Source organism: Phyllobacterium endophyticum, assembly GCF_003010935.1.
Lineage (GTDB): Bacteria > Pseudomonadota > Alphaproteobacteria > Rhizobiales > Rhizobiaceae > Phyllobacterium > Phyllobacterium endophyticum.
Window position 1 is genome coordinate 165756 of record NZ_PGGN01000001.1, and the last position, 14361, is coordinate 180116.

Annotated in this window: 10 protein-coding genes; 6 read left to right on the plus strand and 4 right to left on the minus strand. The window is 60.4% G+C overall.

The genetic code is table 11. The features are described from left to right. Positions 1–11: 11 nt before the first annotated feature. The 4 genes from CU100_RS00815 (at position 12) to purH (ending at position 5897) form a co-directional block, all read left to right on the plus strand. The gene (locus CU100_RS00815; protein WP_106714672.1) at positions 12–1721 is read left to right on the plus strand and encodes a heparinase II/III family protein; all 1710 of its coding nucleotides are present in this window, start codon (positions 12–14) and stop codon (positions 1719–1721) included. Positions 1722–1883: 162 nt separating this feature from the next. After that, the gene (locus tag CU100_RS00820; RefSeq protein WP_106714673.1) at positions 1884–2936 is read left to right on the plus strand and encodes an aldo/keto reductase; all 1053 of its coding nucleotides are present in this window, start codon (positions 1884–1886) and stop codon (positions 2934–2936) included. Between the two features lie 36 nt (positions 2937–2972). Beyond that, positions 2973–4202 carry an MFS transporter gene (locus CU100_RS00825; RefSeq protein ID WP_106714674.1) on the plus strand — a complete coding sequence of 410 codons (1230 nt, stop codon included), beginning with the start codon at positions 2973–2975 and terminating at the stop codon, positions 4200–4202. A gap of 78 nt (positions 4203–4280) precedes the next feature. After that, entirely contained in the window at positions 4281–5897 is a 1617-nt protein-coding gene (purH, locus tag CU100_RS00830; RefSeq protein WP_106714675.1) for a bifunctional phosphoribosylaminoimidazolecarboxamide formyltransferase/IMP cyclohydrolase, read from the plus strand. A gap of 79 nt (positions 5898–5976) precedes the next feature. On the opposite strand, the gene CU100_RS00835 is transcribed toward purH, so the two are convergent. The 4 genes from CU100_RS00835 to CU100_RS00850 all read right to left on the minus strand — a co-directional run bounded on the left by CU100_RS00835 (position 5977) and on the right by CU100_RS00850 (position 12987). Then, a complete protein-coding gene (locus tag CU100_RS00835) occupies positions 5977–10770 on the minus strand; it encodes an NAD-glutamate dehydrogenase (RefSeq protein ID WP_407070282.1) in 4794 nt (1597 codons plus the stop codon). Positions 10771–10877: 107 nt separating this feature from the next. Beyond that, positions 10878–11516: a TPM domain-containing protein gene (locus CU100_RS00840; RefSeq protein ID WP_106714676.1), complete on the minus strand. Its 639-nt coding sequence runs from the start codon at positions 11514–11516 to the stop codon at positions 10878–10880. 2 nt (positions 11517–11518) lie between these two features. Next, positions 11519–12319 (minus strand): TPM domain-containing protein, encoded by an 801-nt coding sequence (locus CU100_RS00845; protein WP_245418942.1) that lies wholly within the window; start codon positions 12317–12319, stop codon positions 11519–11521. 53 nt (positions 12320–12372) lie between these two features. Continuing rightward, a complete protein-coding gene (locus tag CU100_RS00850) occupies positions 12373–12987 on the minus strand; it encodes a LemA family protein (protein ID WP_106714678.1) in 615 nt (204 codons plus the stop codon). Positions 12988–13124: 137 nt separating this feature from the next. Between CU100_RS00850 and CU100_RS00855 the strand changes: the two genes are divergently transcribed. After that, entirely contained in the window at positions 13125–13367 is a 243-nt protein-coding gene (locus CU100_RS00855; RefSeq protein ID WP_106715913.1) for a hypothetical protein, read from the plus strand. A gap of 36 nt (positions 13368–13403) precedes the next feature. After that, positions 13404–14288: a pyridoxal kinase PdxY gene (gene pdxY, locus CU100_RS00860; protein WP_106714679.1), complete on the plus strand. Its 885-nt coding sequence runs from the start codon at positions 13404–13406 to the stop codon at positions 14286–14288. The last annotated feature ends 73 nt before the right edge of the window (positions 14289–14361 follow it).

Below are 14361 nucleotides of genomic sequence, written 5' to 3' on the forward strand. Positions count from 1 at the left end.
GCAATAATAATATGGTCGCGTTAAGCGAAACACCGCAACTTTGGGGACTGGCAACGGCGCAGCTTTGGCGTCGTTTTCGCAGGCGCGTGCGCATGGGTCCGCTGTATCGCTGGCGGTTTACCGGCTTTACGCCCGAACGTGTTCTTATCGCGCCGCAAGATCTTCGCCCCGCCGATCCGCAACTTGCAGAAGAGTTCTACCACGGCCGCTTCGCCTTGGCCGGCAAGGTGGTCGAGACCGGCGGGCGCTCGCCGTTCCTGGTTGAACCACCCAACCCAGCGTGGCAGGCCGCCATGCACAATTTCGGCTGGCTGCGCCATTTGCGAGCCGCGGGCACAGATCTTGCCACAGCCAATGCGCGGGCCTTGCTCAGCGACTGGATCACGACGCATGGCCGCTCAATCACCGGCCCCGCATGGATCCCCGAAGTCACTGCGCAACGCATTATCGCGTGGCTGCAACATTCGAGCCTCATCCTCGCCGGCACGGACCTTCGCTCGTACCGCCAGTTCATGCGCTCGCTCGCCATGCAGGTTCGGTATTTGCGGACGATGGCTGCCGTCATGGACGATGGCGAGGAGAAGCTTCGCGCCCGCATTGCTCTCGCGCTTGCTGCGTTGGCTCTGCCAGTGACCTCCAGCACCAGCCGTTCAGCCCGGCGCAATCTCGAGTTTGAGCTCAACCGGCAAATCCTGCCGGATGGCGGGCATATCTCGCGCAATCCGCTGACGATCCTCGAATTGCTTGCCGATCTCCTGCCCTTGCGCCAGACCTATGCCAGCGGCCAGGAAGCCCCGCCCAAGGCTTTGATAGAGGCCATCGAGCGCATGCTGCCTGCACTGCGTTTCTTCCGCCATCACGATGGCAGCCTGGCTTTGTTCAATGGCGTCGGCGCCACGATGCCGGAACGGGTTATCGCGGTGTTGCGTCATGACGATATCGGTGGTCTGCCACTCACGCATGCCCCGCATTCGGGCTATGAGCGCTTGTCGATGGACTCGACCACGATCATCGCCGATACGGGCCTGGCTCCGCCGGTAACCGCCTCGCGTGATGCCCATGCAGGATGCCTCTCCTTCGAAATGTCCTCCGGGCGCAGCCGGTACATCGTCAATGCCGGTGTCGATCGCTATGGCCCCCCGGAATTTCGTCCGCTGGCGCGTTCGACCGCCGCCCATTCGACCGCCACGATAAACGACACCTCTTCCTGCCGGTTCAGTTCGACCTCCGGACTGTCGACGATGATCGGCACCCCGATTATCGCCGGGCCGACCAAGGTCAATATCGAGCGAATAGAGCGGGAAGGTGCTGTCGGATTCGTGGCCAACCACAATGGCTACGTGCGGCCGTTCGGCATCTATCACGAACGCCAGGTCGTCCTGTCGCACAATGGCAGCGTCATCGAGGGCATCGACAGTTTTTTTGCTGCCGGGCGAAATCCCCTGCGCGATACCGGTGCGGAAGACGTCGTCATCCGTTTCCACCTCCACCCGTCGGTCAGCATCACTGTCGACGAGCACGGCCTGATCATCCTGCAGGTCGAAAATGACGACATCTGGATGTTCTCGGCAACGGTTCAGCCTTTCATTGAAGATTCGCTGTTCTTCGCCGGCTTTCGGGGGCCAGTCAAAACGCGTCAGATCACGCTGTCGCTCAACGCCGCCCACCGCCCGGAAGTCGAGTGGCAATTCACCCGTACTACCCTTGGAGTCTACGGATAGGTTCCATCTGTCCGACATGCGCGGGAACAACCCGATCACTAATGTGTGTCCGCGCTTCGGGGGCGACATCTGCCTCTTGGGCTTGTATAGAGTTGCAGCGTTGCCGCTTTCCGGACGAGCTTGAAACTCACATCACCGCCCTATCCACCAGGAGTATTCACTATGGAGTATCGTCAACTTGGCCGCTCCGGCCTTAAAGTATCGGCACTCAGCCTCGGCACGATGACTTTTGGGGGCAAAGGCAATTTTGCCAAGACCGGCGACACGGACCTGCAAGGCGCCAAACGGCAGATCGACATGGCCGTCGAGGCCGGCATCAATCTTGTCGACACCGCGGATATCTATTCGACGGGCGCTTCCGAGGAAATCATCGGTCAGGCACTCAAGGGCAAGCGTGACAATCTCCTGATCGCCACCAAGGCCAGGTTCCGCATGGGCGCGGAGATCAATGATGCAGGCCTGTCCCGCTATCACCTGATCCGCGCCGCCGAAGCCAGTCTGAAGCGCCTCGGCACCGATCGCATCGATCTTTATCAGTTGCACCAGTGGGACGGATTGACACCGCTCGACGAAACTCTGGAGGCGCTCGATACGCTCGTGCGTTCCGGTAAGGTGCGTTACGTCGGCGTGTCCAATTTCTCGGGCTGGCACCTGATGAAGACCATGGGCATCGCCGCGCTCAAGAATTACATCATGCCGGTCAGCCAGCAGATACATTACAGCCTCGAAGCCCGAGAAGCGGAATACGAGCTTATCCCCGCGACGATCGACCAGCACCTTGGTGTTCTCGTCTGGAGTCCTTTGGCCGGCGGGCTCCTTTCCGGGAAATACCGCCGCGACAAGGCGGCGCCGGAGGGTACCCGCCAGTTCGCCAATTGGGGCGAGCCGCCTGTCCGCGATGAAAAACGGCTCTACGATATTATCGAGGTTCTGGTCGGGATTGCCGAAGCGCGTGGCGTTTCCGCGGCGCAGATCGCCCTTGCATGGCTGCTCGGACGCAAGGGTGTGACCACCGTCATCGTCGGCGCGCGCACAGACGCCCAGCTTGCGGACAACCTCAAGGCCGCCGATGTCGTTCTGACCGCCGGTGAGCGTGCAAGCCTCGACAAGGTCAGTCAGGTGCCCTTGATCTATCCCTACTGGCATCAGGCCCGCACCGCATCCGACCGGCTTTCTGCTGCGGATCTTTCCTTGATCGAACCGCACCTCAGCTAACCCCGCGGTGGGAGGACCGCCGGCAACGAGAACCCCATGGCATATTCCCGAGATAACGTATTGCCGCGTCCCGAACCCGAAGAAGCCCTCGCAACCGAACTGCCGGGACTTTCTCCGGCATTGACGTTCCTGTTCGCCTTCGCCTGCGGGGCGATGGTTGGAAATATCTACTACGCACAAGCTCTTATCGGCTTGATAAGCAACGACCTCGATCTGCATGGCGGCATGGCCGGGTTCATCGTCACCGTGACCCAGCTTGGATATGGCGCGGGACTGCTGTTCCTGGTTTCGCTGGCCGACCTCGTTGAAAACCGCCGTCTGGTTCTGCTGACACTTGCCGGCACCGCGCTTGGCCTCGCCGGTGCCGCACTCTCGGGCTCGGCAACGGCCTTCCTTTTATCGTCCTTCACCATCGGCTTCTTTGCCTGCGGTGCGCAGGTTCTTGTGCCTTTCGCCTCGCATCTCGTTCCCGCCGCTTCGCGAGGGCGCACCATCGGCAATGTGATGGCGGGCCTGCTGACCGGGATCATGCTGGCGCGCCCACTTGCCAATCTTGTGGCTTCGGAGTTCGGCTGGCGCGCCATTTTCTTCATCTCGGCCGCCGCGATGCTCGCAGTCATGCTACTTCTGCGTGCCGCGCTGCCACAACGTATGCCGCAGGGCGGGATGCGTTATGGGGCGATCCTCGCCTCCATGTGGCACCTTCTCGTCACCACCCCGGCACTGCAACGCCGAGCCTTCTATCAGGGCATCATGTTCGCCAGTTTCAACCTGTTCTGGACCGGAATTCCCCTGCTTTTGACCGATCAGTTCGGCTACAGCCAGCGCCAGATTGCCCTTTTCGCACTTGCAGGGGCGGCCGGCGCACTGGCTGCTCCCGTTGCCGGGCGGCTCGCGGATCGTGGCTATACGAGGCAGGGCACGGCCGTCGCCATGATGACCCTGGCGATCTGGTTCGTCATTGCGGGCTGGGCCGGAACTGCCATTTCGATCACCGCGCTCGTCCTTGCCGCTGTTTTCATCGACAGTGCCGTCCAGACGAACCAGATCCTCAGCCAGCGCATCATCTTCTCTCTCGATGACCAGGCTCGGGGCCGCTTGAATGCCGTCTACATGACCATTGTTTTCCTGCTCGGTTCCGCCGGTTCCGCCCTTGCCGCCGCCACCTATTTCTATGGCGGCTGGTGGACCACGGCATTGGCGGGCGCGGCAATGGGTGTTGCGGTCCTGCTTGTGTTCGCCACAGAGCGTCGTTCCAGGACATAAAAGGTAGGATTCCAGCTTTGCCTGTGCTAACGGCCAAGCAAATCCGCTCGATTTTCATTCTGCTGAGGACGAATTCTCATGGCCGTCGCCGCCAAATCCTATTCCCCGCCTAACCTTTATCCCGTCAAGCGTGCCCTCCTTTCCGTGTCCGACAAGGCCGGCCTCATCGCTCTCGCCCATGCGCTGCATCGTCATGGCGTTGAGCTCCTGTCCACCGGAGGCACCTCGAAGGCGATAGCGGCGGAAGGGATTCCCGTTCGAGATGTCGCCGATATCACCGGCTTTCCGGAGATCATGGATGGGCGCGTCAAGACCCTGCATCCCAACGTTCACGGCGGCCTGCTTGCTGTCCGCGACGATCCCGAGCACGTCGAAGCGATGAATACCCACGGCATCCAGGGCATCGATCTGGTGGTGATCAACCTTTATCCCTTCGAGGAGGTCCGCCACTCCGGAGCCGACTACGCCAACATCGTCGAGAATATCGACATTGGCGGGCCCGCCATGATCCGCGCCGCGGCCAAGAACCACGCCTATGTCGGCGTCGTCACCGATACCGGCGACTATGACATGGTCATCGCCATGCTCGACAAGCATGAAGGTTCGCTGCCCTACTCGTTCCGGCAAAGCCTTGCAGCCAAGGCCTACGCCCGTACCGCCACCTACGACGCCGCAATCTCCGGTTGGTTCGCGGAAAGCCTCATGACCGAAACTCCGTCGCGCCGCGCCATAGGCGGCCATCTGCATTCGGTCATGCGTTACGGCGAAAACCCGCACCAGTCGGCCGGTTTCTATTTGACAGGCGAAAAGCGGCCGGGCGTTGCCACGGCCACGCAGCTTCAGGGCAAGCAGCTCTCCTACAACAATATCAACGATACGGACGCCGCCTTCGAGCTTGTCGCCGAGTTCGATCCCGCCCGCACGTCCGCGGTTGCCATCATCAAGCACGCCAATCCTTGCGGCGTCGCCGAAGGCGCAACCCTCAAGGAAGCCTATCTGAAAGCGCTCGCCTGTGATCCGGTCTCCGCTTTCGGCGGTATCGTCGCACTCAACAAGACGCTCGACGCCGAAGCTGCGCAGGAGATCGTCAAGACGTTCACCGAAGTCATCATCGCGCCGGACGCAACGCCCGAAGCCCAGGCGATCGTGGCCGCCAAGAAGAACCTGCGACTGCTGGTGACCGGCGGACTGCCCGATCCGCGCGCCGGCGGCATCAGCGCCAAGACCGTTGCAGGAGGTATTCTCGTCCAGTCGCGCGATAGCGGTGTCGTCGATGACCTCGACCTGAAGGTCGTTACCAGGCGCGCGCCGACGCAAGCCGAGATGTCCGACCTCAAGCTTGCCTTTCGCATCGCCAAGCATGTGAAGTCGAACGCCATCGTCTACGTCAAGGATGGCGCCGCCGTCGGTATCGGCGCGGGTCAGATGAGCCGCGTCGACAGCGCGCGCATCGCCGCGCGCAAGGCGCAGGATGCCGCCGAAGCTGCCGGTCTCGATACGCCATTGACCAAGGGCTCGGCCGTGGCCTCCGACGCCTTCTTTCCTTTTGCCGATGGCCTCCTCTCAGCCGTGGCCGCCGGTGCAACTGCGGTGATCCAGCCGGGCGGTTCCATGCGCGACGACGAGGTGATCGCAGCAGCCGATGAGCATGGCATTGCCATGGTCTTCACCGGCATGCGCCATTTCAGGCATTGATTCCCCAGAATGTGGTTGCCGGTTCTTCATAGGAGGAATCCGGCAACAAGAAGCTTTGTAACATTCGGGATCTAGGAAGTCAGGATAGGTCCGAGAGCAATCCGGCCGCGACGGCAAGCCGCGATACCGTAAGGTCTCCGGTCTCCACGATATTGACCATGCGTTGGCGCACCTCGTCGACGTGAGCACCGCGGCTTGCCAGCCAGTCCTTCGCCGGATCACCACCGCCTTTGCCATACTTGGTCAGCGCCGCAACAGCGATGCCGCGCCTCGCCTGCGAGATCAAGTCGGTTGCCCGCGCCAGCGCCAGCCCGTCATAATAGTCTGCAACGGAAACACCACGCGCCGCGTCCTCTATCCGTCCAATGCGGAAGGCCTCGGAAATATCGAAATAGGCCTTTGCCGCGCTGGCTGTGTCCACATTGGCCTGCTGCGCCACTGCAGCGATATCCGGGATGATCGGCGCAATCTCCAGCCTTGCCAGTTGTGCCGCAAGAGCCGGAGGCGCACCAAGGGCGGCGTTGCTGATCGCCTCTTCCCGGATGATTCCGGTCACCGATGCGGGCAGCAGCTTGTCGAGGCGCGGCTGCAATGTGTCGCGTGCAGTTTTGATTTCCGCAATCGCCGCCCCAAGCCCCCCTGCGCTCGTCTTGTTTCGCAGTACCCAGGCGGTCGTCCAGTTCAGCATGCGCGCGACCTTGGCGTAGAAACCGTTCTGGATTTCACCTGAGATGCTGTTGTCCAGCGCGTCTATGCCGGCGAAAATGCCGTCCACTTCGAAACCGTCCCGCACGACGATATAGGCCCGGACGATGTCGGGACCCGAATGTCCCGTCAGGTCGGAAAGCCGGCTCACAAAGGTCGGGCCGCCGCGATTGATCACATCATTGGCAAGCTGCGTGGCGATGATATCGCGGCGCAGGCGATGCGTGCGGATCTCCTCGCTGAAGCCCTCTTTCATCTGGCGCGGAAAATATTCCATCAGTTCGCGTTCGAGATAGGGATCGTCCGGCAGGTCGCTTGCCAGAATCTGATCGGAAAGAACGATCTTGGAATAGGCAAGAAGGACGCCGAGCTCCGCTCGGGTAAGGGGAATACCTTCCACCTGCCGTTCCGCCAGGGCCTTGTCGTCGGGCAGCGTCTCGACCTTGCGATTCAGGAGTTTCCTTGCCTCCAGATCGCTGATGAAGCGCGCCTGATAGGCGAGGTCGTGCACACCGCGCCGCTGCGCCAGCGAAAGTGCCAGGGTCTGCAGGTAATTGTTGCGCAGCACCAGATCGCCGACTTCCTCGGTCATCGATTCCAGCAATACGTCGCGCTCGGCACGCTGCAGCTTGCCCGAGCGCATAGCTTGGGCCAGTGCGATCTTGATGTTGACCTCGACGTCGGAAGTGTTGACGCCGGCCGAATTGTCGATGGCGTCCGAGTTGCAACGCCCACCGAGCAAACCGAACTCGATGCGTGCCTTTTGCGTCATGCCGAGATTGGCGCCTTCGCCGATGACCTTGGCGCGAACGTCGCTCCCGGTGATGCGGATTGCATCATTGGCACGGTCACCCGCTTCCGCGTCGGTCTCGAGCGAGGAGCGAATATAGGTGCCGATACCGCCGAACCATAGCAGGTCGACCGGCGCTTTGAGTATCGCAGTCATGATCTCCAGGGGAGTTGCTGTGGTCTTGGCAAGGCCGATGGCTTTGGCCGCATCCTTCGACAGCGTTATCGACTTCTGCGAGCGCGAGAACACGCCGCCACCCTTGGAAATCCTGCTTCTGTCAAAATCCTGCCAGCTCGAGCGCGGCAGGTTGAACAGCCGCTGGCGCTCTTTCAGCGTCGCCTTCACATCGGGTTCCGGATCGATGAAGATGTCGCGGTGGTCGAACGCCGCGATGAGCCTTGTTTGCGGCGATAGCAGCATGCCGTTGCCGAATACGTCGCCTGACATGTCGCCGACGCCGACGACGGTGAAAGGCGCTTTCTGGATGTCCTTGTCGAGTTCCCGGAAATGGCGTTTTACCGCCTCCCAGGCGCCGCGCGCGGTAATTCCCATTTTCTTGTGGTCGTAACCGGCCGAGCCCCCGGAAGCGAATGCATCGTCGAGCCAGAAATCATGCGCTTGGCTGATTGCATTCGCCGTGTCGGAAAATGTCGCCGTTCCCTTGTCTGCAGCCACGACGAAATAGGGGTCGTCACCATCCAGGCGGAGCACGTTGTCCGGCGGAACGACTGTCTCTCCGTGCAGGTTGTCAGTCACCGAGAGCAGCGTCGAAATGAAGGTGATATAGGCAGCGCGGCCGGCTTCGAAAATCGCATTGCGGTCGGTTCCGACCGGCAGGCGCTTGGGAAAAAAGCCGCCTTTGGCGCCAACGGGAACGATGACTGCGTTCTTTACCTGCTGTGCCTTTACCAGGCCCAGCACTTCCGTCCTGTAGTCCTGCGCACGATCCGACCAGCGCAGGCCACCGCGTGCGACCGGGCCGAAGCGCAGGTGCACGCCCTCGACCTCCGGTCCGTAGACAAAGATTTCGCGATAGGGTCGTGGCTCGGGCAAAGCGTCGAGCTCTCTCGGGTCGAGCTTGAAGGCCAGCGTCACGCGTTCGGCTCCGTCTTCCTCCGGTGCAAACGCATTGGTACGCAGGGTCGATTCGATCAGGTTGAGAAACCGGCGCAGAATTCTATCATCGTCGAGGCTTGGTACGTCCTGCAGCGCCTGTTCAATCGAGGCGCGAATCATGGTCTGCCTGCGTTCCGATTGTATGCCCGCCCTGGCGGGATTCAATCTCTGCTCGAACAGGTCGAAGATTTGCCTGGCAATCGCCGGATATCGATTGAGCGTCGCCGCGATGAAATCCTGCGAATAGGGGATGCCTGCCTGCTGCAGATAGCGCCCGTAAGCGCGCAAGATGATGATCTGCCGGGCGTTCAGCTGCCCTGTGAGGGCAAGCGCGTTGTAGCCGTCATTGTCGGACGTGCCATTCCAGATGAAGCGGAATACGTCTTCGAACAAGGCGCCGTCATCGGCAAGATCGATGGCTGATCCGGAGGAACTGACGAGTTCCATGTCGTGCACGAATAGCGAGCTTCCGTCGACGGCGGGAAGCTGAAACGTCTGCTCGCTGATGACCCTGAAACCCATGTTCTCGAGCAGAGGTACGCGATGAGACAGGGCGACTGCCGAACCGTAGTGGTAAATCTTCAGCGAAGCAGCGTTAGGGCCATCGGTCCGGTGGCGGTAGAAATCCACGTAGAGCGGGTTGTTCCGTGAAAGGCCGGCAATACGGCTCGCGTCCACCAGTGCCTCGTCCGGTGAGAAGTTCTCCCGGTAGGAATCCGGAAAGGCCGCTGCGAGCGCCGTGAATTCCGATCTACCGGTGCGGTCACCGACCTCTGCAACCGCATCTTCCCAGGTTCGGACGATCGCACGAACGGTCTCCTCCAGCGCCTCGCGCCTGACCTTCGGGAAGTCATCGCCCGTGTGGCCGATGATGAAATGCACCCGGGCAAGCGCACCCTCCGGAAATGCCGGGTAGAAGGCCGAAACATGGCCTTCGTAGACCTTGGCGAGGTGCGAGCCGATTTTCTCGCGCACGATCGAATCGTAGCGTTCGCGCGGCACGAACACGATGATCGATGCGAAGCGGCCGAAAGGATCGACGCGCGGCAGCACCCGCACGCGCGGCCGCTCGCCCAGCGCCAGAATGATCTCGGCGTTTCGTGTCAGCGTCTTGACGTCGATCTGAAACAGATCGTCGCGCGGGTAGCTCTCGAGTACCTTGATCAGTTGCTTGCCGGAGTGGTCTTCCCGGTTGAAACCAAGACGGGTGATAACCGCCTCGGTCTTGGAGCGCAGATACGGTATCTGGAGGACAGAACGCGTATAGGCGCCCGATGTAAACAGGCCGACGAAGCGTAGTTCTCCCGCGACCTTCCCGTTCGAATCGAATGTTTTTACGCCGATATAATCCATGTAGCCGCGACGGTGCACCAGCGACTTCGTATTGGCCTTGGTGACGATCAGCGGCTCGGGGCCTGTAAGGAAAGCGATGATTTGCGGGGTCGTCGTCACACCTTGGTTGCCGCGCTTGAGCACGCGCACATCCGGATCGCTCAGGATGCCGAGGCCGCGCTTGCCGGATCGTTCGAGCTCACCCTGGCTGTCGTCACCTTGATAATCATATTCGCGGACTCCCAAAAACGTGAAATTATTGTCGCGCAGCCATTCGAGAAATTCTACCGCCTCTGCGGCGGCGGCCTTCTTCAGGGGAGTCTTGCCGGTCTTGTAGGCCTCTATCGCATCGCTCAGCCGCTCTACCATCGCTGCGCGGTCATTGACCGCTTCACGCACCTGTTTAAGCACGGTGGTGAGCGCTGCGGTCATGATTTCACGCGAATGCCCGTCGAGGGCCGGAACATGGATCTGCATGACGCTGACCCGGGCTACATCAGGGCCCGGCTTCTCAGGGCCCGCAGCGCCGATGATACTGTTCTTGCCTCGGTCGATATCCATGACCGGATGCAGGACGAGGTAAACGGCCGTTACCCGCTCGCTGATCTCCCCGAGCACCGAGTCGAGCAGAAAGGGCATGTTGTCATTGATCAGGGTGATGACGGTGATCGGCCGGCCGTCGCGGTGGATTACATTGTTTTCGCTGAGATCGATCAGAGGCTGACCTGACTTGAATCGCGAAAGCGCGTCTTCTGCGAGCTTGGCGGACGCCGTGAGCGCGCCGCTGTCATAGACGGCAAGATCTTCTTCCGGCGCCCGGGCGAATAACAGTTCTTCGAACAATCCGGCTTTCGGCTTCTTCTCCCTGGCGGCTTTGGGCGGTTTTGACTTCACAGCGGCTTTTACGTCCGGTCTGGTCATGGAAGTCATAAAAATTCCCCCTGGATTAGATATTTTGCAGGATCATAGCCGTTCGGGCGCTATTTTCGACCACAAACTGCACTCCGGCAGTGAAATTGATATGACACGCAACAAAGTTACAATTCGACCAGATGATCATCGAGTTCGTTCATGTCCTGGGCGCTCACGGGGAAATGTTCTTCCAGCAATGACCCCGACTTCTCGATCGCTTTTACAAAGCCGGAGGCCAGATCATCCCTTTCAGCATGGTTGGTCAAAATGGCGACGATGCCATTCCATTCATCCTGATTGACCTTTGCGTTGATACCGGCGTCGGCAATCACCTCGGCATATCGTTCCGCCAGCGAAACGAATAGGAGAACGCCGGTCCGCTCGCTCGTGCGATGGACGTTGCGCGCAAGGAACTGCTGGATAGCATTGAGGTGCGCCCGCTTGTACCGGATGCGTCGCGGCACCAGCCACATGGTTACGGAGGGAAACAGCCAGAGCACCAGCACGGCCGCCAGAAAGGCTGCAAGGATGGCAATGCCGAAGACAGGCAGTGGAATGGTGTACCAATACCAGTGCGCCGCCACCGCAACGAGGACGGCGGCAAGCAGGATGCCACAAGCCACGGTAAATCCGGCAACATAGAAATAGCTGTCGCTGCGCCGGGCCAATACCGCGTAAATCTCGCCGCTAGTGCGACGTTCAGCATCGCGAATGGCTTCGGCGATGCGCGTGTGATAGGCTTCGTTCAGAGGTCGTGAAGTCATTTCTACCAGCTCCCCGAAGCGCCGCCGCCGCCGGATGATCCGCCGCCGCCGGAAAAACCGCCTCCCCCGCCGCCAGATGACCAGCCACCCCCTCCGGACGACCATCCGCCGCCGCCGGAAGACCAGCCGCCGGAGCGGCGTCGCGGACGCGTGTCGACATGCATGCCGAGCCATTCATATTGGCCTGGACCGATCTTGCGTCCGAACATCGGCGCCAGTACGGCCATGCCGAAACCGCCGAAGAAAATCAAGATCCAGACCGCGACAAAGGCGACGACGAACCAGTCCACATCGGATGCCGGCTCCTGTGCATTCCGCTTGGCGCGGGCTTCCAGTTCGGCCGCATCACCGGACAGAACCGCCAGAATGCCATCGACGCCCTTGTCGATACCGCCGGAAAAATCGCCGTTGCGAAAATCGGGAATAATGATGTTCTCGATGATCAGCTTCGATAACAGGTCGGTCAATGTGCCTTCGAGCCCATACCCGACTTCGATACGGACCTTGCGGTCATTCGGCGCGACAACCAGCAGGACACCATTGCTTTCCTGTTTCTGGCCGATCGCCCAGGTGCGGTAAAGCCGGTTGGAATAGGGCTCGATCTCCTCGCCCTCGAGGCTCGGCACCGTTACCACCACGACCTGGTCCGACGATTTTGCCTCGAATGCCTCCAGCTTCCGGGTTATCTGATCCCGCGTCGCCGCATCGATGACGTTTGCGCCATCGACCACGCGGCCGGTCAGAGCAGGCAGTTCCGCAGCAGATGCACCGACCGACAAAAGTGCCAGCAGCGCGACGGCCATCAGGCGCCGCATGAAGCCGGTCGCGGTCTGGCGCAAGGCGCTCATTGCCTGCTCTAGAACTTCACCTGAGGCGTCTGCTTGGCCGAATCCTCGATCGTGAATGTCTGGTAGGGTTCATTGCCCGTAAACCAGATCCACTTCCAGATCATCGTCGGCATGGTCCTGAGCGAGGTGTTGTAGACGCGAACAGCCTCGATATAGTCGCGGCGGGACACGGCTATACGGTTCTCGGTGCCTTCCAACTGCGACTGCAAAGCCAGGAAGTTCTGGTTCGATTTCAGGTCCGGGTAGTTCTCTACCACTGCCAGCAGTCGCGAAAGCGCGCCTGTCAATTGTGCCTGATTTTCCTGGAACACCTTCATCGCATTGGGGTCCGTGAGCGTCTCCGGCGTCACCTGCACCGATGTCGCCTTGGCACGCGCCTCGACGACGGACGTCAGCACGTCCTTTTCCTGCGCTGCGTAGCCTTTTACCGTTTCGACAAGATTGGGAATGAGATCGGCCCGCCGCTGATACTGGTTCAGCACTTCGCTCCATGCAGCCTTCGCCCGCTCTTCATTGGTCGGAATAGTGTTGAAGCCGCAGGCCGAAAGCAGCGGCACGAGAAGAAACAGGGCAATGACGGAAAATGCGCGACGCGGTGCCGGCAGGCAAGTTGATTGGTGCATTGGAATCCTCTCCCCGGGTACAGATTCGCCGCTCCAGAACGAAGCAGCACGAACCTAGCTATTTTTTCCTGCAAAAGGAACAGCCAAAGCGCTATGCTGCGTGCGCCCTGAAGCTCCGGCTGCAAAGAAGGTATTTCATGCCTGAACACGATGGAAAGCGTCGGACCGACGCCGAAGCGCGACGAATAATTGAACGGATCGATCGCGAATCCGCTTCCGGCGGTCTCGTCGAACGTACCAAGGGCCATTTTTCTGCCGAAGATGCGGATCAGGCCGATTCGATCGAAGTCTGGGGCACCCGCATCGGCAGGATTCTTGGATTGCTTGTCTTGATTGCCATGATTATCTGGGTGATCAGTTCTATAGTCGGCAAGGCCTGAGTCGCGCTTTGCCGAATTCTCGCATGAGTATTTCCAATGACCAGTTCAGTTGCTGCCTCTTCCAACGCCGTCATCGTCATTTCCAGCCACGTCGTTCGCGGCTCGGTCGGCAATCGCGCGGCTGTATTCGCGCTCGAGACGCTTGGCCATCCGGTCTGGGCTGTACCAACCGTCATTCTGCCGTGGCACCCCGGCCATGGACCCGCCAAGCGTATCGTGCTGGAGCCGCAGCAGTTCGATGATCTGATCGCCGATCTTGAACGTGCACCGTGGCTTGGCGAGGTCAGCGGCATCATGAGCGGGTATCTGGGCAATGCAGCGCAGGCGGCAAGTGTCGCCCGCCTGGTCAAGGCGGTCAAAGCTCGCAACAAGAGCGTCCTCTATTTATGCGATCCGGTGATCGGCGACGAAAAGGGATTGTATGTGCCGGAGGCAACCGCGATCGCCATTCGCGACCAATTGATGCCGCTGGCCGATGTTGCCACGCCCAATCGTTTTGAACTGGCATGGCTGACCGGGGCTGAACTGCCGGACAACAAGGCGATCATGCAGGCTGCGTTGCACGCCGGACCGGGTACGATGCTCGTCACCTCGGCCCATCCGATGATCGCGGGCGGAACCGGCAATCTGCTGATCACCCATTCGCTCGCCCTGCTCGCAGAACATCGTCTCGTCACCGGCCCGACCAATGGCCTCGGTGATCTCACGTCCGCACTCTTTCTCGCACGCATGCTGGCGGGCCTCGATCTTGAACAGGTGCTGCAGCGCACCACAGCCTCTGTCTTTGAAATCATGGCCCGCTCCGCCAAGCGCGGTGCCGACGAATTGATGCTGGAAGCGGATGCATCCAGCCTCTCCACCCCCATGGCAATGACGCAGATGCGCCGTCTGGTTCATCCTAGCAAGGGCATCAGGGCGTAGAACGTTGCAGCCCCAGCGAAAATTCGTCAGGAGGCGGCGAACTTTATTCGGGCCTTTAGACCAATTGATCTTG

Bases quoted from the DNA above. Each gene is read 5' to 3' on its own strand.
- CU100_RS00845 (WP_245418942.1), bottom strand. From the start codon at position 12,319: ATGGCCGTCGCGCTGCTGGCACTTTTGTCGGTCGGTGCATCTGCTGCG.
- CU100_RS00835 (WP_407070282.1), bottom strand. From the start codon at position 10,770: ATGACTTCCATGACCAGACCGGACGTAAAAGCCGCTGTGAAGTCAAAA.
- CU100_RS00820 (WP_106714673.1), top strand. From the start codon at position 1,884: ATGGAGTATCGTCAACTTGGCCGCTCCGGCCTTAAAGTATCGGCACTC.
- CU100_RS00815 (WP_106714672.1), top strand. From the start codon at position 12: ATGGTCGCGTTAAGCGAAACACCGCAACTTTGGGGACTGGCAACGGCG.
- CU100_RS00855 (WP_106715913.1), top strand. From the start codon at position 13,125: ATGCCTGAACACGATGGAAAGCGTCGGACCGACGCCGAAGCGCGACGA.
- purH (WP_106714675.1), top strand. From the start codon at position 4,281: ATGGCCGTCGCCGCCAAATCCTATTCCCCGCCTAACCTTTATCCCGTC.
- CU100_RS00825 (WP_106714674.1), top strand. From the start codon at position 2,973: ATGGCATATTCCCGAGATAACGTATTGCCGCGTCCCGAACCCGAAGAA.
- CU100_RS00840 (WP_106714676.1), bottom strand. From the start codon at position 11,516: ATGACTTCACGACCTCTGAACGAAGCCTATCACACGCGCATCGCCGAA.
- CU100_RS00850 (WP_106714678.1), bottom strand. From the start codon at position 12,987: ATGCACCAATCAACTTGCCTGCCGGCACCGCGTCGCGCATTTTCCGTC.
- pdxY (WP_106714679.1), top strand. From the start codon at position 13,404: ATGACCAGTTCAGTTGCTGCCTCTTCCAACGCCGTCATCGTCATTTCC.